Annotated in this window: 17 protein-coding genes, 1 other RNA gene and 1 pseudogene; 4 read left to right on the top strand and 15 right to left on the bottom strand. The window is 33.1% G+C overall.

From position 1 onward, the window contains the following. Window positions 1-35: 35 nt before the first annotated feature. The 4 genes from ACNQF9_RS06990 to ACNQF9_RS06975 all read right to left on the bottom strand — a co-directional run bounded on the left by ACNQF9_RS06990 (window position 36) and on the right by ACNQF9_RS06975 (window position 5,511). Window positions 36-3,125 (bottom strand): P-loop NTPase, encoded by a 3,090-nt coding sequence (locus ACNQF9_RS06990; protein WP_417989918.1) that lies wholly within the window; start codon window positions 3,123-3,125, stop codon window positions 36-38. Window positions 3,126-4,409: 1,284 nt separating this feature from the next. After that, a complete protein-coding gene (locus ACNQF9_RS06985) occupies window positions 4,410-4,580 on the bottom strand; it encodes an IS3 family transposase (RefSeq protein ID WP_417960228.1) in 171 nt (56 codons plus the stop codon). A 122-nt stretch (window positions 4,581-4,702) separates the two neighbouring features. Further along, window positions 4,703-5,161, bottom strand: coding sequence for an IS3 family transposase (locus tag ACNQF9_RS06980; protein ID WP_417989917.1), 459 nt, complete (start codon window positions 5,159-5,161; stop codon window positions 4,703-4,705). Window positions 5,162-5,226: 65 nt separating this feature from the next. Continuing rightward, the gene (locus ACNQF9_RS06975; protein ID WP_417989916.1) at window positions 5,227-5,511 is read right to left on the bottom strand and encodes a transposase; all 285 of its coding nucleotides are present in this window, start codon (window positions 5,509-5,511) and stop codon (window positions 5,227-5,229) included. A gap of 79 nt (window positions 5,512-5,590) precedes the next feature. Here ACNQF9_RS06975 and ACNQF9_RS06970 point away from each other — a divergent pair. Beyond that, a pseudogene (locus tag ACNQF9_RS06970) lies at window positions 5,591-5,845 on the top strand (HAD family hydrolase); the annotation flags it as partial. Between the two features lie 33 nt (window positions 5,846-5,878). On the opposite strand, the gene ACNQF9_RS06965 reads toward ACNQF9_RS06970, so the two are convergent. After that, window positions 5,879-6,346, bottom strand: a complete 468-nt coding sequence (locus tag ACNQF9_RS06965; RefSeq protein ID WP_417989915.1) for an OsmC family protein — start codon at window positions 6,344-6,346, stop codon at window positions 5,879-5,881. Between the two features lie 199 nt (window positions 6,347-6,545). Between ACNQF9_RS06965 and ACNQF9_RS06960 the strand changes: the two genes are divergently transcribed. Next, on the top strand, window positions 6,546-7,415 hold the full coding sequence (locus tag ACNQF9_RS06960) for a DUF808 domain-containing protein (protein WP_417989914.1): 870 nt from the start codon (window positions 6,546-6,548) through the stop codon (window positions 7,413-7,415). 1,356 nt (window positions 7,416-8,771) lie between these two features. Here ACNQF9_RS06960 and ACNQF9_RS06955 read toward each other — a convergent pair. From ACNQF9_RS06955 to ffs, 9 genes are all read right to left on the bottom strand, one after another. Next, entirely contained in the window at window positions 8,772-10,850 is a 2,079-nt protein-coding gene (locus ACNQF9_RS06955) for a glycoside hydrolase domain-containing protein (protein ID WP_417989913.1), read from the bottom strand. A 9-nt stretch (window positions 10,851-10,859) separates the two neighbouring features. Next, window positions 10,860-12,122: a YdcF family protein gene (locus tag ACNQF9_RS06950; RefSeq protein ID WP_417989912.1), complete on the bottom strand. Its 1,263-nt coding sequence runs from the start codon at window positions 12,120-12,122 to the stop codon at window positions 10,860-10,862. Between the two features lie 56 nt (window positions 12,123-12,178). Further along, window positions 12,179-13,843: a RagB/SusD family nutrient uptake outer membrane protein gene (locus ACNQF9_RS06945; RefSeq protein ID WP_417960425.1), complete on the bottom strand. Its 1,665-nt coding sequence runs from the start codon at window positions 13,841-13,843 to the stop codon at window positions 12,179-12,181. Between the two features lie 11 nt (window positions 13,844-13,854). Next, on the bottom strand, window positions 13,855-17,256 hold the full coding sequence (locus ACNQF9_RS06940; RefSeq protein ID WP_417989911.1) for a SusC/RagA family TonB-linked outer membrane protein: 3,402 nt from the start codon (window positions 17,254-17,256) through the stop codon (window positions 13,855-13,857). Between the two features lie 56 nt (window positions 17,257-17,312). Next, window positions 17,313-17,930 carry a sigma-70 family RNA polymerase sigma factor gene (locus tag ACNQF9_RS06935; RefSeq protein ID WP_417960236.1) on the bottom strand — a complete coding sequence of 206 codons (618 nt, stop codon included), beginning with the start codon at window positions 17,928-17,930 and terminating at the stop codon, window positions 17,313-17,315. After that, window positions 17,920-18,897, bottom strand: a complete 978-nt coding sequence (locus ACNQF9_RS06930; protein WP_417960237.1) for a FecR family protein — start codon at window positions 18,895-18,897, stop codon at window positions 17,920-17,922. Before ACNQF9_RS06930 ends, ACNQF9_RS06935 begins: the two co-directional genes overlap by 11 nt. A 485-nt stretch (window positions 18,898-19,382) precedes the next feature. Further along, on the bottom strand, window positions 19,383-20,039 hold the full coding sequence (gene fsa / locus ACNQF9_RS06925; RefSeq protein WP_417960238.1) for a fructose-6-phosphate aldolase: 657 nt from the start codon (window positions 20,037-20,039) through the stop codon (window positions 19,383-19,385). A gap of 248 nt (window positions 20,040-20,287) precedes the next feature. Continuing rightward, on the bottom strand, window positions 20,288-21,091 hold the full coding sequence (locus ACNQF9_RS06920; protein WP_417960239.1) for an SDR family oxidoreductase: 804 nt from the start codon (window positions 21,089-21,091) through the stop codon (window positions 20,288-20,290). Between the two features lie 109 nt (window positions 21,092-21,200). Further along, window positions 21,201-21,298, bottom strand: an RNA gene (gene ffs, locus ACNQF9_RS06915) — signal recognition particle sRNA small type. An 87-nt stretch (window positions 21,299-21,385) separates the two neighbouring features. Here ffs and ACNQF9_RS06910 point away from each other — a divergent pair. Then, a complete protein-coding gene (locus ACNQF9_RS06910) occupies window positions 21,386-22,435 on the top strand; it encodes a glutaminyl-peptide cyclotransferase (RefSeq protein ID WP_417960240.1) in 1,050 nt (349 codons plus the stop codon). 12 nt (window positions 22,436-22,447) lie between these two features. Then, the gene (hutI, locus tag ACNQF9_RS06905) at window positions 22,448-23,686 is read left to right on the top strand and encodes an imidazolonepropionase (protein ID WP_417960241.1); all 1,239 of its coding nucleotides are present in this window, start codon (window positions 22,448-22,450) and stop codon (window positions 23,684-23,686) included. Between the two features lie 51 nt (window positions 23,687-23,737). Here the strand turns inward: hutI and ACNQF9_RS06900 are convergent, their stop codons facing one another. Continuing rightward, window positions 23,738-24,622 carry a hypothetical protein gene (locus ACNQF9_RS06900; RefSeq protein WP_417960242.1) on the bottom strand — a complete coding sequence of 295 codons (885 nt, stop codon included), beginning with the start codon at window positions 24,620-24,622 and terminating at the stop codon, window positions 23,738-23,740. Window positions 24,623-24,676: the final 54 nt, after the last annotated feature.

The raw sequence follows: 24,676 nt of genomic DNA, 5'->3' as shown, positions 1-24,676 counted from the left end.
AAAAGAAGTTTTCTAAACCAGTACAATCAGACTTACTAAATTATTTCAGCAATTGGTCCATTATAATTAAATGCTATATTAAATTTCACTCTCGAATTATACCTTATACTATCAGTCATATGCCTGCTAAAATATAATGAGTCGCCAGTAAAATCTTTCTTAATAAATCCAAAAGAGTTTTCAATCTTCGTTACTGTGCCCTCATATACCTTATTTTTACCATCATCGGTTATATATCCATGTAATTTTCTTTTTATTCTTACATCTAATGCAACTTCTTTTAAATGATTAAAATATTCCATAGCAGGGTCTTTTTCACCTAAGAGGTATAAACATCGAGCGTACCAAAATTGCTGATCGTATCTTTTATCTCCTTTTGTAAATGATTTTCTTAAATAATGTTTTAGGTCTATATTCTTTTCAGGCGACTTTTCGGCTAACAGCTTAGCATATTTATAATTTAAATCCTTATCATTTTCATTTTCGGCAATCGAAATGTCCAAAACTGATAAAGCATCGTCAATTTGCCCTTCATCAACGTAATAATTGCACAGTCTGGTAGCCAAATAGGGACTACGGGTATTAGCAATAAATGCAGCTTTTAAACTTTCTAACGCTCGTGGTGTATTATTAATAAGTTTATTAAAGCTAGCTTCGGCGTCATGAAAAAAACTTTCTTGGGGATAAATTAATTTTGCTTTATTTAATGTTTTTTCAAATTGTTGAATTTTTATTTCAATAGTTTCACTAAGATCATTTATTGAGTTCTTTAATTCTAATAAACATATTTTTAATAATGTGTGATACGCATGTACTATATTTTTACTTCGTCGGTTTGAAATTATATCATTGCAAATTTCTTTTGCGCTTAATAGTAAATTATTAATTACTAATTGTTGATTAGATTTCTCAGCTTTTTTATAAAGAAATTCGGCTTTAGAATGAGCGATAAATCCATTGTGGGGATCAATTTCGTGGGCTCGATCTAGCAATGATGAAGCTTTTTCTAAATTTCCACCTTCTGCATTCATTTCAAAGATGGATTCCTGTTGCATAACTGAAGCAATTTCTCCAACATTTCTATAAGCAGTTTTATATATTGATCGGATCATTAATACATCTTTAAATATACTTAGTAAACTTCTAGCATTTATTAAAGCAGTAAATACCTGTCTGTCACTATCATAATCGATATCTAATTTTGAGATAATATTTATGTACTTGTCATGACGTGCATCTAAATCAACGAGTACTTGCTCAAAAACCAGTTCAGCTATATATTGATGGCGACTGCAAAATACAAAATCATTGATTTCGTATTTTCTTTTATGGTAAACAACAGATTCCAAAGGTTTGAAAAGATGCTCTTTAAAATAAGTAAAATTAATACCATGAAGTCTAGAAATTATTCCTGCACGTGCATATGATCCAATTCGATGAAAAATACAAATTGATAAATACAAGTTTTTTGCTTCTTCATTAGGTATAGAATTATATTCATCCATCACAATGTCGGCAAAAGGCTTACCTGCAGTAGCCTCGTATAAAGCTACTAGTAATTCTCTTCCTGCTTTTTCAGACAGTGCCTCTTTTTGTTGATCAATAGTTTTTCCTTGCAAATATCCAAGCGATTTGTATTTAGTTAATAAATCAATTAGTTTTTCAATTTCTTTATCCCGTAAATATTGTAAGGTGTAATCTCTTGTTAGATAACTGCTCAGTCGTTCACCATTAACATTCCAAATATTTACTCGTTCAGCTGAAATAATAGTAAGTAAAACGTTATCTTTTTTTGCTCTGGTTAATATGTACTCTAAATCATCAGTCCTTTCAGTAATATTATCTATAAACAAATAGATTCTCTCCCTTGATAATAAAAATAATTCCGAAAGCCTATCATATTCAATTTTATTATCTGTTTTATAGTATATACATAATCTCTCATATGTCACTGCAGCGTCCCATGCCAATCTATGCAATAGAACTGTCTTCCCTGAACCAGCGTTACCTTTTATTAAATATAATTCTTGTTGGGAAATTCTTTGGTTTTCTTCAATTAAAAAAACTTCAGATAAAATTGAGTCTTTAATACTTCGTTCGACGTCATAATTTTTGATAATTGCATCCCATCCATCAAAATATCCTTTATAAAACTCTTGTGGATCTGTATTTTTTTCCGGCAAATCAGCATGTATATAAATCACATCATTATCTAAAAACTTAATCAATCGCTCACTAGGGCTTGCCGAACCTGATAAAAATCTGCTCATTATTAAATGAGTAGGTTTTTCTATCAAGATCGTACTTAAAATCCTTTCATTTTCGGAGATATTAGATTTTATTTCTTGCATAAAATCTTTAAAGGATAATTTTATAGTAGAGATTTTTTTTAGGTCCCAGAGTCTTTGTTCAGCGTCAGTAATGTTTGGACCTACCATATAAGATCGTGGACGAATATTACCTATTTTTTCTAAATGTTTTAGTGTAAATCTAATATCTGCATCAGCAAAACTAAAACCAACGAACACAATGGGTTGCTCATATGAAGATTCCTCTAATCTATGAAAAAGTCGATCTCTATTTTCACGATGCTCAATGTACTGATCAGGAGTTAAAATTAAAGGCAATTCTTTATCATCAATGTCAGTAATAGATCCATGTAATTTATTATACATTAATGAATTAGGAAATATCATTTTATCATTAATTCGTTCGCCATTTTTGACGAATGTAGCTAGTTCTTGTTGTTTTTTATGATTTCTAGCGTAAGATTCTTCAATAATAAGATCATAGTTTGTAGTATAAATTGAGTGCCATTTATACATGGGAATTAATTTATGGTGTTCTCCTGGCTTAAATTCCATAAAGATGTCTGCGACAAATTTTTGCACACTAAATAAATCTGTTTCACTAATTGCAAGTTCTGATATATATTGCAAGTCTTTACCTAAATAATCTTCACCTAAAAACTTTTTTGCAATTAAATCTGCCAATTGATTTCCAGTTGGAGGTCTTTTTCCGTCTTTATGGATAGAGTCAAAAGCTGCACCAGCACCTAAAAAAAGTATAATATTACCGTCCTTAATTCCATCTAATAATGCTTTAGGTAATTTTGAATCACTCATAACTATTTTTTTTGTAATTTTTTTATATTTATAATTGAATTAAAATCGAAAAATAATAAATAATGTATTTAAAAATCAACAGTTTACCGGATTTCAAAGATATGTCTCAGCAGCTGTTTCACTGATTTGCAATCCGTTTCTACAAAGAAAAGAATTAAATGCAATAATCCATTATCCATCTAATCCCGTAAAAATCAAACATTTTTCATCACTCTCTTTACGACTTTCCGTAACAGCTTGATTTTTTTTTAAACCGTCCTTCAATTCCTATACCAAACCCAGCAAAGAACCAAATTACTTTAAACCATATTTCTAATTTCAGGTCACTAAATATAAATCATCCAACTCAATAAAAATTATATTTAAATGTCTAGTTTAAAGTGAAACCAATGGAAACCAAAATAAAAGAAACGATATTGTTCTTTTTAGCGGCAAGAACGTAATAAATTACGAAATATGAAAATATTAGTGAGAATTGTCGGATAGAAATTAAAGATCGCTGTTGTAATGCTTAGATTTACCTCTCCACTTATCTAACTAGTAAATGAGAATACTGTCACGATACTACAGGATAATGAAAAAGATGGAAGAAGTACTTCTTAAACTATTATCTTTAAAAAAAACATGCCTTAAATAATTAAATATTTAAAAATCAATCAAGAACTTTTCTAGGGATAATTTTACAGAAATTAGCAGCAAATTTTGACCAAAAATAGTACAGTTTTTCTCTTAAAAAAAACTACAAAAATCATTAAAAAGAAGACCGTATTTATTTAATATCTTTGTAAAGTGGTTAATTTATTGATTATAATTAGGAATGATTAAAGGGCAGACAACAAACTATATTTTTTTCACTCTAAAATTGCTAATTTCCGTTAAAAAATAAAAAAAATTATTCCCATACTGTACCTCATAAGCTTTTAAGCCTTATAAAATATAGAATAATAATTTCTGCATCGGGAAGTAGCAGAACAAAGTATAACAAAACAAATAAACGAGTTAAAATATTGATAAACAATATTTTAACTCGTTTATTTGTATTATCTTTTTGATATTATGTGTTATTTTGATTAGATTCGTACCTTATTTGTACCTCAAATTCTTAGGTACAAAAAATATTTTTTTTTTGGCCAATTTATGGCACACAGAGACACACCTAGTCACAGTGGGACACCTAAAGTAACATTACTATGAGTACTGGATATGCAAATAAAAACTACACATTAGGTTAAGCTACATTTTTGTAATTAATTTGATTATTAAATTCTTCAATAGTTGCATAATTCAAAGCTGAATGTTTTCTTTTCTGTTGTACCAAACTTCAATGTATTCAAAGATTTCCAGTTTCATTTGTTCTTTAGAAATTAGTTTGTTCCCATAAATCAATTCCGTTTTCAAGGATTTAAAGAAGCTTTCTGCTAAAGCATTATCCCAACAATTCCCTCCACTACTCATACTTCAGGTTATTTTTTTATTGGAATCAAGAACATTTACAAACTTTTTGCTAGCATATTGAATACCTCTATTAGAATGAAAATCAAACCTTCTTCAATATTTCGGTTTTTAACTGCTATTTTCTAAGCTTTAAGCGTGGTTTCATCTATACTCATTCCATCACTTAAACTCCAGCCTATAATTTTTCTATCGTATAAATCCATAATAGTCGTCAGAAACACAAATCCTCCTTTGGTTTGGATATAAGTAATATCCGAAACCCATACTTTTAAAGGTATATTTGCAATAAAGGCTCTGTTTAATACATTTTCGACGACTAAATAATTATGATTCGAGTTGGTTATTACTTTGAACTTCTTGCTTAATTTACTTCGTAGGCCTAACTGTTTCATATATTTTGCTACAGTAATTCTTGAAATTTTATAGCCTAAACTATGAAGTTCTAATGTTATTCTAGGACTTCCATAGCTTTGTTTGGATTCAAAATAAATCGATGTTATTTGTTCTTTTATGGCAATTTTCAGTTCTTGTCTTGCGGTGATTATTTGTTTTTTCAATTGGTAATAACTTCCGTTGCTCACTTATAAAACATTACACATTTTTTCAATCGGAAATAGTTGTTCATTGTTTTTAATGAAACAATAAATCATCGACCGCTCATGGAAAAAATGCCGATTGCTTTTTTTAATATAACACGCTCCAACTCGGAATCTTTAAGTCTTTTCTCCAGTTCATGAATCTTTTCTTGCTCGGGTGTTAGTTTTAGATTTCCTTTTCCGGGAAAACTTCCTGCACCAAACACCTGAAACTCTTTGCGCCATTTATACAACTTTGTGGCTGTTACTCCTAACTCTCTGGCGAGTTCTGATATGTTTGCTAGCTCATAACTCAACTGGACTGCTTTGTCATACATTTTGCGCACTTGTTTCATAAGTTAAAATTAAGATTTATTTCTTAACTTTCTATGACGGCTAAGTTAGCATGTCCACCTATTTCCTGATTATTTTAATCCAATACTGGGTTTGACCACAGAATCACTAAAAAAACTAAATCCGTTTAAAACAGTAGAAATAAGTAAGCACTTTGGACTAAAAGCCGAAGAAATTATTTTCATAGGCGATTCCGGTATTGATATGCAAACGGCAACGAATGCCAAGATGCATGCCGTAGGGGTTTCATGGGGCTATAGACCCGAAGCAGAATTACTTTCAAATGAAGCAAAACATGTATTAAACCAACCGGCTGATTTAATTGCTATTTTATAATTATTCTCCAAAAAAGTAAAATGCGTAATCCCTTTAGTTTATAGCTGCAATTTCACAAGTTGGAACGTGAATAATTGGAAAATTACACGAATTGGCTATAAAACAGAGTTGGTTTGCTTTTTTATGCAAGCTAAGCGCCTCAACAATTTTTTCGTTGTTGCTGATACGCACTTTAGGATTTAGTTTAATTGCAATAAAACGGCCGCTACCATCTGCCAAAACCTCCAGAGTTGCCTCCGCTTCATCTGTATAGGATACCACGTCGATACCATTTTGTTTACAAACATATAAATACGACATCATGTGACAGGAAACTACACTACTCAATAAAAGGTCTTCAGGATTGTACAAAGCAGGATCCCCTTTGAAAGCTTTAGCAGCCGAAACATTTAAAACGGCCTTACCGTCAATCGTTATGGTATGACTTTTAGTATACGTCGCTGCTTCCTTTTTAGAAAAAAGCCAATCTAATTTAGCTTTAAATACATGTTTGAATCCCATATTATTTTTTTTCAAAAGTAATTAAAAACAGTACTGCTATTACCGAAAGGTTTTGGGTAAAAAGTAACTAAAAATTCACTCGTTTTATAAATAGAGTAAATCAAAAAGTAGTAGCTTCGCAACAATAAACAAACAAAACGCGTTAATCAAATTTTGGCAAAGCAATTCCAAAAGCAACGCAGTTTCTAAAACAATCAAAATGGCATCAGGTTTTTTCGCACTATTAGATGATATCGCAGCAATTATGGATGATGTTGCAGTAATGAGTAAAATTGCAGCCAAAAAAACGGCTGGTATTTTAGGCGATGATTTAGCCGTAAATGCCGAGAAAGCTTCTGGATTTATCTCTTCAAGAGAGCTCCCCGTATTATGGGCTATTGCAAAAGGTTCTTTTATTAACAAGGTAATCATTTTACCCATCGCCTTTCTGCTGAGTTCTTTTTTTCCAGTGGCAGTTATCGTAATCTTAGTGCTTGGCGGGCTTTATTTAGCTTACGAAGGTGCCGAAAAAATATACGAGTACTTCTTTCCGCATGAACATGCAAAGCACGAAATATCGTTGGAACCGATGACCGAAGAACAAATTTTAACTTTCGAAAAACAGAAAATAAAATCAGCCATCGTCACTGATTTTATTTTATCCGTAGAGATCGTAATTATTGCGCTAGGTACCGTTATTGGAAAACCCATTACATCACAAATACTTGTTGTTTCTATTATTGCAATAATCGCAACAGTTGGTGTTTACGGCATTGTAGCTTTAATCGTCCGAATGGATGAAGCAGGTTTAAAACTGATTCAACTGAGTTCCAAAGAGCATAGTTTTACAAAAACGATCGGTACTATTCTAGTGCAAGCACTGCCAAAGGTCATCAAAAGTTTATCCGTAATAGGAACTATCGCTTTATTATTAGTGGCTGGTGGAATATTCGTTCATGAAATTCCGTTCCTACACGATATACTACCACAAATACCATCCATTATAACTGAATTTATAATCGGCCTTGTATTCGGGGGAATTGTTTTGGGAATTGTAACCCTGTTCAAAAAGATCATTGGCAAAAAATAAGCCGTAATTGAATACCCTTTAGCTGTATAATTTAAAAACTAGGAGAACATCAGTCGAAAGACTGGTGTTTTTTTATGACTTTTTTAGGAGCAGAACATTTATAATTTTTCAAGACGAGTTGTCCCGCTGTCCGCAGTATCTTTTTATAAGGGCAACCCTGTCGGGTTACATTTATAAAAAAGGATACTTCCTCCCATCAGGGCTATTTGACAAAGAGTTTTTTCCAGAATAAAGTTTTCAAAAAAAGTGCTTTGATAAAGAATTAAATCTTTAATCAATCATTTCTAAATGAAAAACTATTTTAAAAATTTGTAGTATATTGACTATATACTAGCTAAACTACAAAAAAGGCTATTATGGCACAACACCAACTTTATCTGAGCGGACTGAAACCATTTTATAGTTGTATATAAAAGTTAAATGCAAATACTAAATACCTCAAAAGTGATAATCAAGAAAACATAGTACATATTAGGAAATGGAATTACTTTCAAGGGTAATGAAATTGAAATATTGTCATATTTAAAAATTAGAAAGGTTAACAAATTGTCCGTTTTTGACCTAGCAGGTTTGGGGGCGAAAGGTTTTAATCAGTGTTCACTAATTGAACCATTTTATCATCTAAAAAACAATTTTTACATTGTAAGTTCTGATAACGAATCAAGTTTTGGGTATGATATTTTAAATTGACTTAGCTATTAAATACATTATTAGTTCTAAGAAAAAAAACTAGCATCAACTCTATTACTCTTCTCGACCAATCTTGGAACAAATTAAAAAACGTTGATGATGTAAAAGCTACCATGTTAAAATGTAAAAAATTGAAAGTCTGAATGAATTAAATGTTGACAAAGAAGATATCAAATGGATAAAAGACTAGTATGAAAATGCAAATACTTTAGCTTTTGAATTTGAAAAATTCAGGTATGTACTTGAAGTAATCAACTATTGGAGATACTGTGTAGATGTCAAAAGTGCAATAGCAATCTTATGGGCAGCTATTGAAAGTATTGTTGATCTATCTATAGAAATTAATTATCGGTTATCCTTAAGTATTTCATCACTCTTATGTGAAAGAGGAGTTTAGAAAATTAAAAAAATCAAGGAGATTAAAAAATCATATGGATTACGCTCTAAGGTTGTTCATCGTTCAAATTTAAAAGATTCTGATATGGAGACAGTTATAGTTAAATCTTTCAAATTACTTACTGAATTGATAGTATATATGATAGAAAGGAACAAAATATTAAACGATGATTACTTTCAAACCGCATTATTTAAATAAAAAAAATTATGCCAAAAGCAGCAGCAACAAATACTAGAAAATAAGATTTAGCAGAGGATTAGGGTAATTTATTAATCAATTATATTACCTGTTTTTGAAATCCACTGATTCTCAATTCCCCAGTTTTTATTAGGGAATTTCCCAGTTTCAATGATTAGGGTACCACCATAACTAATCTCTTCCTGTGTCAACCAATTTCTAAATAAAGACTGACCGTTTAAACGAGCCGATTGAATATAAAAGTGATCTTTATCATAATTACGAACTTTAATATGAAATGATTTTCCGTTTTCCCAATTCAATTTTACAGACTCAAAGATTGGAGTCGTTAAATAGTAAATGGGGCTTCCAATATTTGCAGGAGAGAGCCCTATACTTCGCATCACATACCAGGAGGACATTGTACCAGCATCATCATCCATGGTGCGCAAATAGGCTTTTGGTTCATTCTTATAAATTCTTCCAATATAAGAATCAATCCCTTTACTATTATCATTAAAATAAGCTTGAACGACCGTATCCAACAGAATATTCCGAAACAGTTTTTGTGATTTCCAAGGTTGGGAACTCGCATTATAGAGTCCCGGAACTTGCAAGTCCGGTTGATTTGCATGATTGTAATTGTCCTCTGCAAAAAATTGATCCAATTGCCTTAAAAAAGGAGTTTCGCCTCCTATTAATTTTTTTAGACCCAACACATCAAAAGGAACAAACCACCGATACTGCCATACAGTGCCCTGATACATTCCGCGAGCGGGCATTTTATCAATATCTTTCTGGGATAAATCAGCGAAATCTTTTTCCCAATAGTGTTTGTATTCTAACGCTTTATTCAAATACTTGGCACTCAACAAAGGGTCTTTGGTGATTTTCAGGATTTCAGAAAGCGCCCAACTATCATAAGAAGATTCCAAAGCCTTATCTGGCGTATTGTATTCTAATCGATCCACTTCTGCAATTAAGGAATCTTTAATGGCATTAAAATCGATTGGATATCCTTTTTTATACCCATCCAATAAAACAACAATTGCATGTTCTGTGCGGACTGTTGGTGAGGATTCGTGCTTTGTTGCCCAATTATTTTTCCCATACGGATACAAATTAGCAATAGAGCGCACAATGGGGCCAAAACGTTCCGGATAAGCCAGCGAAAGCATAGGCAATTGCTCTCGATAATTATCCCAAATGGCCCAACCGTTGTATATAGGACTACTGGATTTTTGAATGGAACCGTCAATAGCTTTATAGGTACCATCAGTTTCCGAAACTAAAAACGGGGCTTGTATTCCTCGGTATAAAAGCGAATAGAATAAATTTTCCCGATCTTTTTCGCCACCAACTACAATTCGGTTTAAATGATGATTCCATACTGCAGTTGTTTGCGCAACCAAATCTTCCAGAGGCATAACTTCTATTTTAGCTTTGGCGAAAGCCGTACTCACAGAAGAAAAGCCAACACGAACTTCCATTTCGGTAGCGTCTGCAAGAGCAGCAATACGATACTGATGGTCGGCGGTTTTTGTTATCATTCCCAAATTAGAGAATTCCAACACATAATAAATACGATATATTCCCTTATCACAAGTGGTTTGGGTGTCTATCCAGCCACTGATGCTATTATTTCCTATTTCATGCTCTTCAGCAACAAATCGATTGACAAAAGCGTGCGATAAATCAATATGAAGTCCTGCTCCCTTTCTCGGAAATTCATAATGATGAATTCCAAAATTATGTTTAACACTCATTTGGGCCTGAATTCCATTTTCGAATGCTACCTGATAAAAACCCGGAGAAGCTGATTCTTGTTTTTTTAGTAATAAAGTTCCGATATCGCCATCCAAAATAGGTTTGATAAGCAAATTCCCCCCACTTCCCAAACAACCCACTCCTTCCATACGGCTATGGGTAAAGCCCAAAAATTCTTTTGCCAAATACTCATAACCAGAATGAATATGAGGATAAGTTTGTGGTCCAATGCTCATCATATTGAAGGGAGAAGAAGCAGATGGAGACATTTGTCCATGATCTCCCGAGGTGCCCAAAAAAACATTTACTTTTTCTACTGCCGATCTTTCATTAGCAACATTATTTTTCAAAGGCTGGCAGGCTACTGTTAAGATTGCAAGTCCTAAAATAAGTATTTTTTTCATGGTATACATTTACGGATCTAAGGGATCAATTGGATTTTGATGCAGCGATTCTATTTTTGGAACAAATTCTATCGCAGTCGAATTTAGTCTTTTTAAAATAATGGCGGGCAAATAACCCAATTCCTCCATACAACGGGCATTAAAATTTGGATTTCCTACATAAGCGCTATGATTAGCATTCGTTACTACAATACTTTTCTTTTCAAGAGGCATTTTATACCCAATCATCAACCTAGTGGCATTGCGCAAATTAGTGGTGGTGTGCCGGGCAAAAGGATCAATAAGGATATTTTCTTCAGGAATGTGATGCACGTTCATCAATTCTTTTTTCATTTCGATTGCTTCACAATAAGCCGCTCTAAATGGATGGGCATGACCTCCGGAAACAATAATTAAAGGGGCTTTCTTAGCTTCATATTCTAGTACTCCCAGTTGCAAATTTAATTTTCCAATAGCGGACAATCGGTCTTGATAATTTTCTGGTCCGTTACCCAAAATTAAAACAGAAGCGTAATCAAAAGCATCAAAATCAATTTTTTTTATGTGGGCAATTGCCTTTTTATTCTCCTTTTCCTCCAAAGGTTCATAGCGAGCCACTTCATCTCGATGATTCATGTATAAAAGCGATAAACTAAAATCCAGACTTTCTTGAAAAAACAGTCTATTCCCTATCCGTTTTTTATTGTGATGAAAATCAGCCCACATAAAAACAGATCCTTTATAAAATTCAGAATGTACGTCATAAGAAACAGAATCCATTTTAGCATATTGAGGGTCTTCGCCAAGACCATAAACCTTCATCATGCGGTTCATTCCCTTAGCACAAACTTGCCATGCTTTTAGTAATAATTCAGTATCCGTACTATTTTTAAAATTCTCATATTTCCCAGAGGGGCGCAAATTATTTTTTACAAAATCTTGCAGTTCCGTTTTGTTTTTCATCAAAAGCCGAAGTTCCTCTTCAATACTCTCGAGTACTTTTTCTTTGAATTGATAGCCCTTAATCAAGCAGGACAGACTGTCTTTACAAGAATTTAGTTTAGAACTGAGCTCTTGTTGCTGCTTATTAAAAATCATTTTGAAAACACTATTATTTTCTAGCAGTTGACTAACAACTTTATCGTTTTGAATGGCAGTCAACAAATAAAAATTCTTATCCTGAATCATGGATTCCGATTTAGACGGAGAATACCCTAATTCGAATCCTTTTTCTTTTTGGCAGTAACCTGAAATAGAAACAAGCGCAATTAGTATGTAAATTATTTTTTTCATCTTTTTCTAATAAAAAATTGGGCACTCTTTTCGATTGCCCAATTTAGTTTAATTTTTTAAAAGCCACTGTTTTGGGTTACCGTACCTGTTGGCAAGGCATCAATATAGCGTTGTGGTATAGGGAAATATTCATTTTTACCTTTTGTAAATACGGCATTGACCAAATGTGTTCTTCTCGTTTTTTCGACTGATAAATAAGCATTAAGAACAGTATCAGCTTCTCCCCATCGAACTAAATTAAAGAAACGGTGACCTTCCATTGCCAATTCTAAACGGGTTTCCAAATGTACTGCTGCTCTAGCAGTAATTTTATCTGTCCAAATGGCGTTATAAGGTTTAATATTGTAGTTTGCGGCGTTTGCACTTCCATCTAAAGTCTTTACATAAGTTGAGGTAGCAGCACGATTCCGAATTTGATTCACTAGAATTCGCGCCTCATCTATTTTTCCAATTTCTATAGCGGCCTCTGCTCGCCATAAAACAACCTCAGCATATCGAATTATATAATAATTCAAAGCATTTACATAAGGCCAAACGGTTACATGAAAAGCAGATTTAGCTGAAACAATTCGCTTTTTAGGTGCAAAGGCACCATAGGTTGCCAAATCTCTCGCCCAGCTGTCTTGGTACAAAATACCTAAATCTTTATACGGAATTCCTGGACGTCCTATTGTGATATCGATACGTGGATCTACGTTGTCACTGGATACAACGTTGATGTTGTTTTCCAATGGTAAACCGTTAGCATCCGTTTTAAAGGCATTTACAAGATTCTGCGTAGGACGGTGAAAACCATATTGAGAATAAAATGGCCCTCCGGGTGCTGATAAACGATCCCCGATACTTCCGTTATAGGAGCTAGGTTGTCCATCTTTTACAGAATGCTGTATTGCAAAAATAACTTCCTTGTTATTGTCATTTTCTGGTAAAAATATTTGCTGAAAATCAGCCAATAATCCATAATTACTATTCGTTATTTCAGTCGTAGCATCATAAGCCAGTTGCCATTTTTTTTGAAAAACATAACATTTAGCCAGATACGATTTAGCTGCGATCTTGGTTGGCCGTCCTAACTCTGTTTGTGTAACGGGTAGATCAGCATAGGCCATTTGAAAATCGGTTTCTATTTTAGTCCATAATTCATCTGAGCTAAAAGTTGTATTGGATTTGGCGTAATCAGCCACAGTAGCTGCCGTTTCATCAATATACGGGATACGATTGTATATTTTTTTTAACTCAAAATAAAAATGACCTCTCAAGAATCGCAATTCTGCCATACGTTTTACTTTCAAACTTACGTCAAAATCAGACGATGCATTTAATAAACGCATGGCTTCATTAGCCCGTTTCACCCCTTCGTAAAGTGCTACCCATTTGCGTTCTATATCCAGCGTGGTAGAGTTTTCGTTGTAAATCTCCATTTGGTGAATATTGTTCTGATCTCCAGTTCCTCCCCCACCTTTATAACTGTCATCCGAAGTGACATCGCCAAAACTCCAATTGGAACTTGGAGAATTAAGCGCATTCGTGGCTCCGTCAATTTGTCCGTTTAAAACGCTGTACGCAGATATAATGGCGCGTTCTACATTAGCTGGCTTCGTCATTTCGGAAGGGTCGACTTCGCCATAAGTAACTTCTTCTAGAAATGTATCAGAACAAGAACTCATTTGAAATCCTAAAGCCAGAATAACTACTATTTTTATTGTGTTTTTTATTCGCATCATTTTTAAATTTAAAAGTTTAAATTACAACCAAAAGTAAATGTTCTTGAAGTGGGATAAATTCCTCTATCGATACCGATATCTAGATTTCGGTTGCTGGAAGAATAACTTTGCAACCCAATTTGTGGTGTCAAACCACTATATTTAGTAATAGTAAATACATTACTCGCTTGTCCATACAAACGCAATTTCATTCCAGCGAGAACTTCCGGAGCAAAAGTATAGCCCAATTGTAAATTGTTTAATTTAAAATACGAACCATCTTCAATATAATAGGATGAAGGTCGAATATTATTATTTCTATCATCTAGTGACAATCTCGGAATAGAAGAATTCGGATTATCAACTGTCCAAGCTCCTAATAATGCACTGTCTTTATTGTAAGCAGCCTGATTAAAAAAATTGGTTTTGTATTTTGTTAGATTATAAATATCATTCCCAAAACTTCCGTTAAAAAACATTCCTAAATCAAACTGTTTGTATTTAAGATTAATATTAAAACCTAGCATGATATCCGGATGTGGAGAACCGATGAAAGCTCTGTCGTTACTGTTAATTACTCCATCACCATTAACATCTTTAAACTTGATATCTCCTGCTTGTGCATTAGGTTGCATACCATAATCCGAAACCTCTTGTTGACTACGAAACAAGCCTTCGGCAACAAATCCATAAAAAGATCCAATAGGTTGTCCAACGGCACTTCTAGATATTTCCTGACCAAAATTTACTGTATGTAAAGAAGAACTAGGAATTCCCAAATAAGCAACACTATTTAAAGTGGTCAACTCATTTTTGTATCCCGTCAAATTCAAAGCAAGATCATAGGAGAAATCATTAATTTTATCGGCATAGCTTAAATCCAATTCAAAACCGCGGTTTTTCATTTGCCCGTCATTTATCCATTGCCCGTCATTTGTACCTCCGTAAGTTAAAGGAATTACATTATAGACCAGAATATCATTGGTCTCTTTGTTGTAATATTCTGCAGTAACATTTAATTTATTATTAAAAAAACCAAGATCCAATCCAATTGTTTTTTGAGTCGTAGTTTCCCAAGATAAATTCGCATTCGAAACTCGCGTTTGTGTTAATCCCGTTGAAATTACATTTTGACCTCCAATGGCATAATCAGAATAATTATTGTTATTGGAATAACTATCAACCGTAGAATAAGAAGGTAATTGTTGATTCCCGGTTTGTCCCCAACTGGCACGAAGTAAAAACGAAGTAAACGTATTTCCAAAATCAAAAAATTCTTCCTTGTCCAATCTCCAACCACCAGAAACCGCCGGAAAAGTCCCCCAGTTATTATTGGCTAATCTTGAAGTTCCATCCCTTCTAACGGTAGCACTTAAAATATATTTTTGATTAAAATTGTAATTTATTCTACCAAAATAGGAGTTCAAAGCCCATTCATTAGCAGTTCCCGTGTTCAATTGATTTTCTGTGCCATAACTTAAATATCTGAAATTTGGATCTTCATAAAGAAAATTTTGACGGGAAGCACCAAAACCTTCATAATAATATTTTATCGCTTCTTGTCCCAGAAGAACATCCAGATTGTGTTGACCAAACTGTTTTTGGTAATTTAATGTATTGGAAATTGTAAGTTGATAATTAAAATTGTTGCTAGTCGTTAACGCATTTTTTACATTTTGCGAAAGAATCTCATTAAAAACAGGTGAAAAATCTCTAGAATTAAAACTTTGAAAGTCCAATCCTAGAGAAGTTTTAAAAGTAAAATCACTGATTTTTACACTGGCAAATACATTTCCTAAAGCCTGAATTCTCTTTTGTATATTGTCTTTGGCCCTTGTTAAACTACCTAATGGATTCGAAATATCATTGATTGGGTTTCCGGCAAAATTTCCGTTTATATCATATACCGGAACAATTGAAGGAAATTGTAAGGCATTGTAAACAATACTTCCCAAAGAGCTATTAGTCCCTGTTGCAACTTGCTCTGAATACGAAGCCGTAAAGTTTTCGCCAATAGTCAGAAAATCTTTTACTTTGTAACTAGAATTAAATCGTGCAGAAAATCGCTCAAATCCCGTGTGCTTTATAATTCCTTCCTGATTAAAATAACCAAGTGTAAAAGCGTGTTGACTTTTTTCATCTCCTTTTGACAGAGATAAATTATAGGAATGAACTGCAGCAGGCCTCATGATTTCATTAATCCATTTTACATCACCACTCGGAATTGTATTGGCTGCATTCAGAAACGCTGGAATAGTTGGGGAGTTAGGATTATTGCCATAAATGCCGCTTGCAGGTACTTTTCCATCATTTTTAGTCGCTTGCCATAGTAAGTCTCCATACTGTTGTGCATTTAACATAGTAGGCAGATTAAAGGCAGATTGAACACCTGAATACCCATCAAATTGCATTTCAGTTTTACCACTTTTCCCTCCTTTTTTTGTGGTTATAACAACAACTCCATTAGCCGCACGAGAACCATAGATAGAAGACGAGGCAGCATCTTTTAATACTTGAAGCGTTTCTATGTCGGATGGATTGATCCCATTTAAACCATTGGAAGCTGGAACACCATCTATAATTACTAAAGGATCATTATTGTTAATAGTACTAAATCCGCGTACCCGAATAGAAGAGCCTCCGCCTGGGCTGTTATCACTCATAATTTGAACACCAGGCAAACGGCCTTCTAGCATTTCAGTTACATTCGCTTTAGGTTGTGATACGATTTCTTTCATTTTTACAGACGATACGGAACCAGTAACATTTCGTCTTTGTTCTGTACCATACCCCATAACTACAACTTCATTTAGTTCAGAAGCTGATTCCGAAAGCATTACTTTAATTTCGGTCTGGTTTTCTATGTTAATTAGTTTAGTCACAAATCCAATATAACTAATAGACAAAATCGTTGTATTTCCAGGGACATTAATCGTGAATTTTCCTTCAAAGTCTGTCGTCGTACCGATAGTAGTGCCTGCTATAAAAACAGAAGCTCCAGGAATAGGCAAAGTAGCTTCATCCAAAACCACTCCTGTAATTTTTCGATTTTCCTGATTCTTTTTTAGAATGTTTTTTGGAGCCATTTCGATTATTTCTTTTACTAAAACACCATTTTTAGTAATCTTAAAATCAATACTCACTTTTGTTTTCAAAACCGCTAATACTTGATTTAATTCCTGGTTATTTATGGTAATAGAAATTTTCTTTTGAAGAAATTTTTGGTCTGACATATAAATAAACTTATTGTTTATTTGCTGTTCAATAAGAGTAAAAATTTGTTTTATAGAGGCGTCTTTTAGGTTTAAATTGATTTTGTCTTTTATAGTTATATTCTCTTTGATAATACTTGTTTTTAAAGTATTCGAATACATGACCCCAATACCCAACAGTAGCGATAAGGATAAGGTTAGTATAATTTTTTGTTTCATTTTTGTGTGATTATTTATTGTTTTAATAATTAACGGCTTTAAAAAAGGCTGATTTTTTATAATGATTTAGAGAGATGTAAAGCCCCTCTTTTTTTATAGGATTCTAAGGTTTTGCTTATGTACTTAAGTGCAATAGCGATGTGATTTTCAACTGTTTTTGGAGTAATGTTCAAAATTTCAGCAATTTCTTTGTATTTAAGACCATCAATTCTACTGAGTTCAAAGGCCTGACGCGATTTTTTAGGAATAACATCTAATATTTCACATATTAAGTTGGTATTTATTTCTTTTTGTTCATTTTCAATAATCTCTTGTTCCCTACTTGGCGAAAACATAAAATTTATAGTTTTTTCTTCATCGATTTGTTGGTGAAACGGTTCTGATTTTCGTACCGTTTTTAAACTGTTTTTTACTATTACATAGATATAGGATTTAGGATTTTTAATGGTATCAAGAATATTTCTATTGGTCCACAACTGAATAAAAATATCAGCCACTTTTTCTTCAACAAGACAAGAGTTCGATTCATAACTCATTCCAAAACGACACAGCGGGGTATAATACCGATTAAAAAAAAGGTTCATCGCTTCGTATTGACCATTACGAATTTGTTGAAATAAATAATTGTCTGAAAAACAATCACTGCTACCCATTTTTGTTTGATTAATTTTCATTGTACTTGGTTATTTCAATGTTGTTTTGAATGGTTTTTTTTATATTCACATCTGAAATAAATTCTAAAGAAGTTATAAATTCATCAATTGTCTGGTTTTTAAAAGCTCCTTTTATATGTTGATTTGCAATAGCCGAATCCTTAATAATAAAATTTACTCCATAGAATTGATTGATTTTTGGAAGTGCGGCTTTGAATTTCTCATCATTTAAAAGGAGTATATTATCTTTCCATGCACAAACTTTATTAAAATCAAAATTTCTTTTGATCATTAATTTGGTTTTAGAATTCCATACTAACTCTTCATTTGGGATTAAATTAATTTCATCATTATTTTCTTTAAGCCATACATTTACCTTTCCTTTTGCTAACGAAACAGTTTGATTAACGACATTGCTGTTAATATTAAACTCCGTTCCTAAAACTTTCACATTAAAATCATTGGTATGGACGATAAAAGGAAAATTAATATTCTTTGTGACTTTAAAGAAAGCTTCTCCGTGTAACCAAATATCTCTTCGCTTTCCAAAATCGCTGGAATATTTTACTTCACTGCCCGAATTCAAAATGACAGTACTGCTATCCGGTAAAATGAAAGTAAGCCGTTGACCTTTAGGTGCAATTTTATGATTGGTATATTCGGATTCTGTCATTCCTGTAAAATAAAAACTCAGACAAATAACTAAGAGGAAAGCCATAGAAAAAATCGCCTTCTTTTTTATGGAAACTTTTACAGATTTTACCTTTGCTGGTTTGTTATGTGTAGTAAGGATTTCGTCAAAAGAAATAGTTTGTTTTGGTAATGCACTATTGGGATAACTAATCCAAATACTTTTAAAATTTTCAAAAATAGCAAGGAGATCATCATCCAGAGATAATTCAATTTCAAATACGGATCGCTCTGCTTTTGACATTTCATAGGCAAGATACCGCACACATTTTTTTTCCTTCTGACTAACATTCAACATAAATAGTTCGCTTTGCTTATAGGAGTCAAAATAAGAGAAATACCCCTAGTTTTCAATACCATCAAATCGACACGATATTGTTAATGAATTGTTAGTAGCGCGGTACTAGTGGGAGATAAGTACTAGTTATAAAAATTATCTTTTATAATGTTAGTAAATATATAAAGTGAATTAGAGCATAAACCCAACCTGACCCCGAGGCAAATAAAACCTTTAAGTGATAAGAATTGATGGGTGTAAATCCATTAGGCTAGAATGCAACAATCCCGAGAATGGGCTTGTAAGCATATAAGGTGTTCTGCCAATATACCTGTTTGAAAATGAAACAGATCAGATTACAGAATCACACTAAATAAAGAACGAAAACAGGTTAATTTATAAAAAAACAGTAGTAAACGGTTGCTTACTACTGTCCAAAATTATAGTCTTTTTTATTAAATCTATATTTTTTCAGAATTATAAATATAAAAAGAGGTATTACAATATTATTTATTCCCTTTCTCGAAATCAGCAACAAACTGTGCCAATCCACTATCAGTCAATGGGTGTTTCAACAAACCATAAATAGCAGAAAGTGGTCCAGTCATGACATCAGCACCAATTTTTGCACAGTTTACAATATGCATTGTATGTCGCACTGAAGCAGCAAGGATTTGAGTCTCATACCCATAGTTATCATAAATCAATCTGATTTCTTCAATCAAAGCCAAACCGTCTGTAGAGATATCATCTAAACGACCAATGAACGGTGAAACATAAGTAGCACCTGCTTTAGCAGCCAATAAAGCCTGTCCCGCAGAGAATACTAGAGTTACATTGGTTTTAATTCCTTTATCCGAAAAGTATTTAGCTGCCATAACACCTTCTTTAGTCATAGGCAATTTTACTACTATTTGCTCATGCAAGTCCGCTAATTCTTCCCCTTCCTTGATCATTCCGTCATAATCCAAAGCATTTACTTCGGCACTTACATCACCATCTACAAGATTACAAATATCAACATAATGCTTCAGAATGCTGTTTTTACCCGTAATACCCTCTTTAGCCATCAATGATGGATTCGTTGTAACCCCATCCAAAACGCCTAATGCTTGGGCTTCCTTAATCTGAGCTAAATTAGCCGTGTCAATAAAAAATTTCATATTATATAATTTAATTGTGTGTTTCTAATTCTTTGGGCGCGACCTAAGGGTTGGGCTTTGTGTTACAATATTTTATTTTAAAAAAAATAAAAGGATTTTCTCTACAGATGAAATTCAGTGAACTCCAATAAAAATAACAGTTAAGTGAAGTAATCTCTCACGCAACCTAAAATACCTTACAACTGCTGGCTGATCGCTCCTAAATCTAAAATCTTACGCAAGCATAAAACCAAAAATTTGGTGCAAAATTACAATTTATAATGCTTCATAAGCATTTTTTCATACACTTTATCAGGAAGTATTCTTTTCAAAACAATTGAGAACTTTTGCATAAAAACACCCACCTTATAATGAATTTTTGGCTCCGGAGTTTGGATAATCCGGTACACCGCTTCTGCCATTTCATTTGGATTACTGCCGCTTTCCACATGATTATCCATAGTTTTCAAGGTATTCCCATACGGGATTTCATACGCAGAGTCTTTAATAACCGGAGCATGAAAACGTCCTGAAGCAATATTTGTGGCAAAATCGCCCGGGGCTACATTCGTAATATGAATACCAAAAGACTTTACTTCCATGCGTAAGCCTTCCGTGATGAGTTCTAAAGCTCCTTTAGAAGCCGAATAAACACTGCGATAAGGTAAACCCATATATCCAGCAATTGAAGTAATATTAATGATTAAACCCGATTGTTGGGAACGCATTTGTGGCAACACCGCTTTCATCACTTCAATTGGTCCAAAGAAATTAGTTTCAAAATTATTCTTAATCTCAAGCATTGGAATTTCTTCCAGAGGCCCTGTAATTCCGACACCGGCATTGTTAATTACAACATCTAATCTTCCAGATACAGCAATTACTTTGGCTACAGCCGCATGAATCGAATTAGTATCTCGAACATCTAAAGGAACTAAAGGAAAAACCGAATTTAAAACCCGTTCCGGATTTCTACTGGTACCATAAACAACGAAACCTTTATGATGCAAAAACTCTCCGATAGATTTGCCTATTCCTGAGGATCCACCTGTGATTAAGACTACTTTATTCATGGTTATTAATATTAGGATACGAAATGTCCAAAAATAAAAAAATCCTCCCGAAGGAAGACTACTTATTTGCGTAAATTTTAAAAAGAAGCTGAAATAATTGAGAATTAAAAAATGGCAAGCGACCTACATCGCACCGCTCAACCACGTACCCTTGCTATGTTCCCATCCTGGGGGAGTCTGCAGGAGCTGGTCGTGTAGGACTTGCCGGTGCAAATATACAAACTTTTTATATTTTTGCAAGTCCTTTGCACCTATAAAATAACGTTGTATATTGGGGCATTCAAAATTCATACTATGAAAAATTATAACATACTATCTATCATTTTATTAGCAGCCCTATTTATTAATTGTGGTGATACAAAAAAAGGTAAAAATTCTTTATTTACCTTTGATAATTCTAAATTTAAAGAACAATATCAACCACAAGAAGCCCTTTCTTTGGGAATTTTGAACTCCAATTCAAAAACTATTGACAGCATTATTTACTATGTAAATGATATAAAAATTGGTTCAAAAAAAGGAGCTGAGAAATTAACCTTTGAATTAAAAGATCAAAAATTGGGCTATCAAAACCTGAAAGCCTTAGTGTATTATGAAGGCCAAAACTCAGAAGCTACTACTAGAATAGAACTAGTTTCAAATATTAAACCTAAATTATTGAATTACACTATTATTAATACTTTTCCACACGACACACTATCTTTCACTGAAGGATTAGAATTTTATAATGATACTTTATACGAAAGTACAGGACAAAAAGGAGCTTCTTATTTTAGAAAATACGATTATAAAACAGGAAAAATATTCCAGCAAGTTAATCTTGATTCGAAATATTTTGGAGAAGGGATCACATTTGTGAATAATAAAATGTACCAATTGACTTGGCAAGAAAAAACAGGTTTTATCTACAATGCCACCACTTTGAAATTAGAAAAAACTTTTACTTATGATAAAGACATTGAGGGTTGGGGAATGACAAATGATGGGAAATATATTTATCAAACAGATAAAACAGAAAAAATTTGGAAAATGGATCCCGAAACCCAAAAAATGATTGATTACATCAATGTGTACTCAGGGAGTTCAAAAATACCTAGCATAAATGAATTAGAATGGATTAATGGTAAGATTTATACTAACGTTTGGCAAAAAGACGCTATTGCTGTTGTAAACCCATTAACTGGTGCAGTCGAAGGTATTCTAGACTTATCCGGTTTACGAAAATTTGTAACAAACAGTACTGCTGAGGTCTTAAACGGAATTGCCTACAACCCAAAAACTAAAACCATTTTTGTAACCGGTAAAAACTGGAACAAAATGTTTGAAATTAAAGTTTCAGAGTAATTATCGTATAAAATGACAACGCTACTTATTAATATAAAGGAATTACTCCAGGTTCGGGAAACAGCTGTTGCTAAAGTTTCCGGTGCTGAAATGGCGATTCTTCCAACCATCAAAAATGCCTATTTAGTAATTAAAGACAACTTAATTGCTGCTTTCGGTACTATGAACAATCTGCCCGAAACAAATGCTGATTTAACCATTGATGTCACTGGAAAAATAATTTTACCCTCTTGGTGTGACAGTCATACACATATAGTATATGCAGGAAATCGAGAACAAGAATTTGTAGATCGTATTAACGGTTTGACCTACGAAGAAATTGCCAATCGTGGAGGCGGAATTTTAAATTCGGCTAAAAAACTCAACGAATCAACTGAAGACGAAATCTTCAATCAATCAAAAGTTAGATTGGAAGAAGTCATGCGTTTAGGAACTGGTGCCATTGAAATCAAATCAGGATACGGATTGACTTTAGAGGGCGAATTAAAAATGCTGCGCGTGATCCAGCGATTGGCTCAAAATTATCCAATCACCATAAAAGCTACTTTTCTGGGCGCACATGCATTTCCATTAGATCATACAAACAACCACAAAGGCTATATTGATTTAATAATCAATAAAATGCTTCCTGAAATTGCTAAAAATAAACTAGCAGACTTCATTGATGTATTTTGTGAAACCGGTTATTTTACTGTCGAAGAAACAAAAGTAATTATAGAAGCTGGAATCCGTTTTGGCTTAAAGCCAAAAATTCATGTCAATCAATTTAATTCTATTGGAGGAGTTCAAATAGGAGTAAAATGCAATGCACTATCTGTAGACCATTTAGAAATCATGAAACCAGAAGATATTGAAGCTTTAAAAAATACTGAAACAATGCCGGTTGCTTTACCTTCGTGTTCTTATTTCTTGAGTATTCCTTACACACCTGCTCGAGAAATGATCGCTGCAGGGCTCCCTCTGGCTCTCGCAACTGATTACAATCCTGGCTCTACTCCATCTGGAAATATGAACTTTGTAGTGGCTACGGCATGTATCAAAATGAAAATGACTCCCGAAGAAGCCATAAATGCGGCCACCATAAACGGAGCCTATGCAATGGGAATCTCTAATACCCACGGAAGTATCACTGTGGGTAAAAAAGCAAATCTTATCATTACAAAACCAATACCTTCCTTCTATCAATTACCGTATGCTTTTGGTAGTAACTTAATTGACACAGTAATTATAGAAGGTAGAATTTTTGCATAAAAAAAGAGGAACAAAATGTTCCTCTTTTTTTATGCAAATTATTTTAATAGACTATTTCAAAACAAAACTTGTTTTAGAAACTAAAATATCTCTATCAAAAATATTGATAAAATACGTTCCCTTAGCAAAATCTTTTCCTCTTAAATCTTCTGAAATTTGAATGGTTTTATTTTCATATTTAACATTCGTTAAAAAACTATAAGTCAACGTATTTTCTCCAAAATTTTCTGTTTTCTTATCGCCCAGAACATTGTTTTTACTATCAATTACTTGTACATAGTACGTTTTATCACCTGATTTAGCAATAGCATTTTCAGCAATTGTAAAGTTAACCCTTAGAACATCAGCTTTACTTGCTTTATCGGTTTCAATTTGCTTTCCTGAACTTCTTAATTTAAAAGCCGATCCTCTTGTGTTTAAAACTGTTAATTTAGAACCTATTTCAACCGCTTTCGATAATTCTTCATTCTGACCCACTAAAACTTCATTGTATTTCTTCGATTCTCCCAAAACAACCACTGTACTGTCACGTTGTGTTGTTAAAGTCGTATTTTGTTTTTTCAAGCCTTCATTTTCTGCCATTAAAACTTTCATGTTTCCCTGTAAAGATATAAATTGAGTTCTATATTTCGACATAGAAGCAACATCCCCTTTAGACTTACTTAGATCAGACATTAAGTTTACTACTTTATCTCTTTCTTGAATTAACTCATCAGACATAGACGTATTTTCACCAATGGCAGCATCATAAGTCGATTTTAATTCCTGTAGATCTTTCATTACCAATTCTTTTTCGGTCAATGTAGTTTTCAATTCTGTTTTAACGGTATCTGCGTCAGAAGTCATTTTAAAAATGTATATCAAACTACCTACTAATAAAATAGCTAATACTGCTATTACCGCCTTAAGACTTGAACTGCTTTTTTGATTTTCCATCTCGATTTAATTTTTTTATTTATTTACAAATTTAACAATATATAACCACCTATT

This window comes from Flavobacterium amylolyticum (assembly GCF_048284335.1).
Classification (GTDB): Bacteria; Bacteroidota; Bacteroidia; order Flavobacteriales; family Flavobacteriaceae; genus Flavobacterium.
This window is presented reverse-complemented; position numbering and strand designations above follow the sequence as displayed.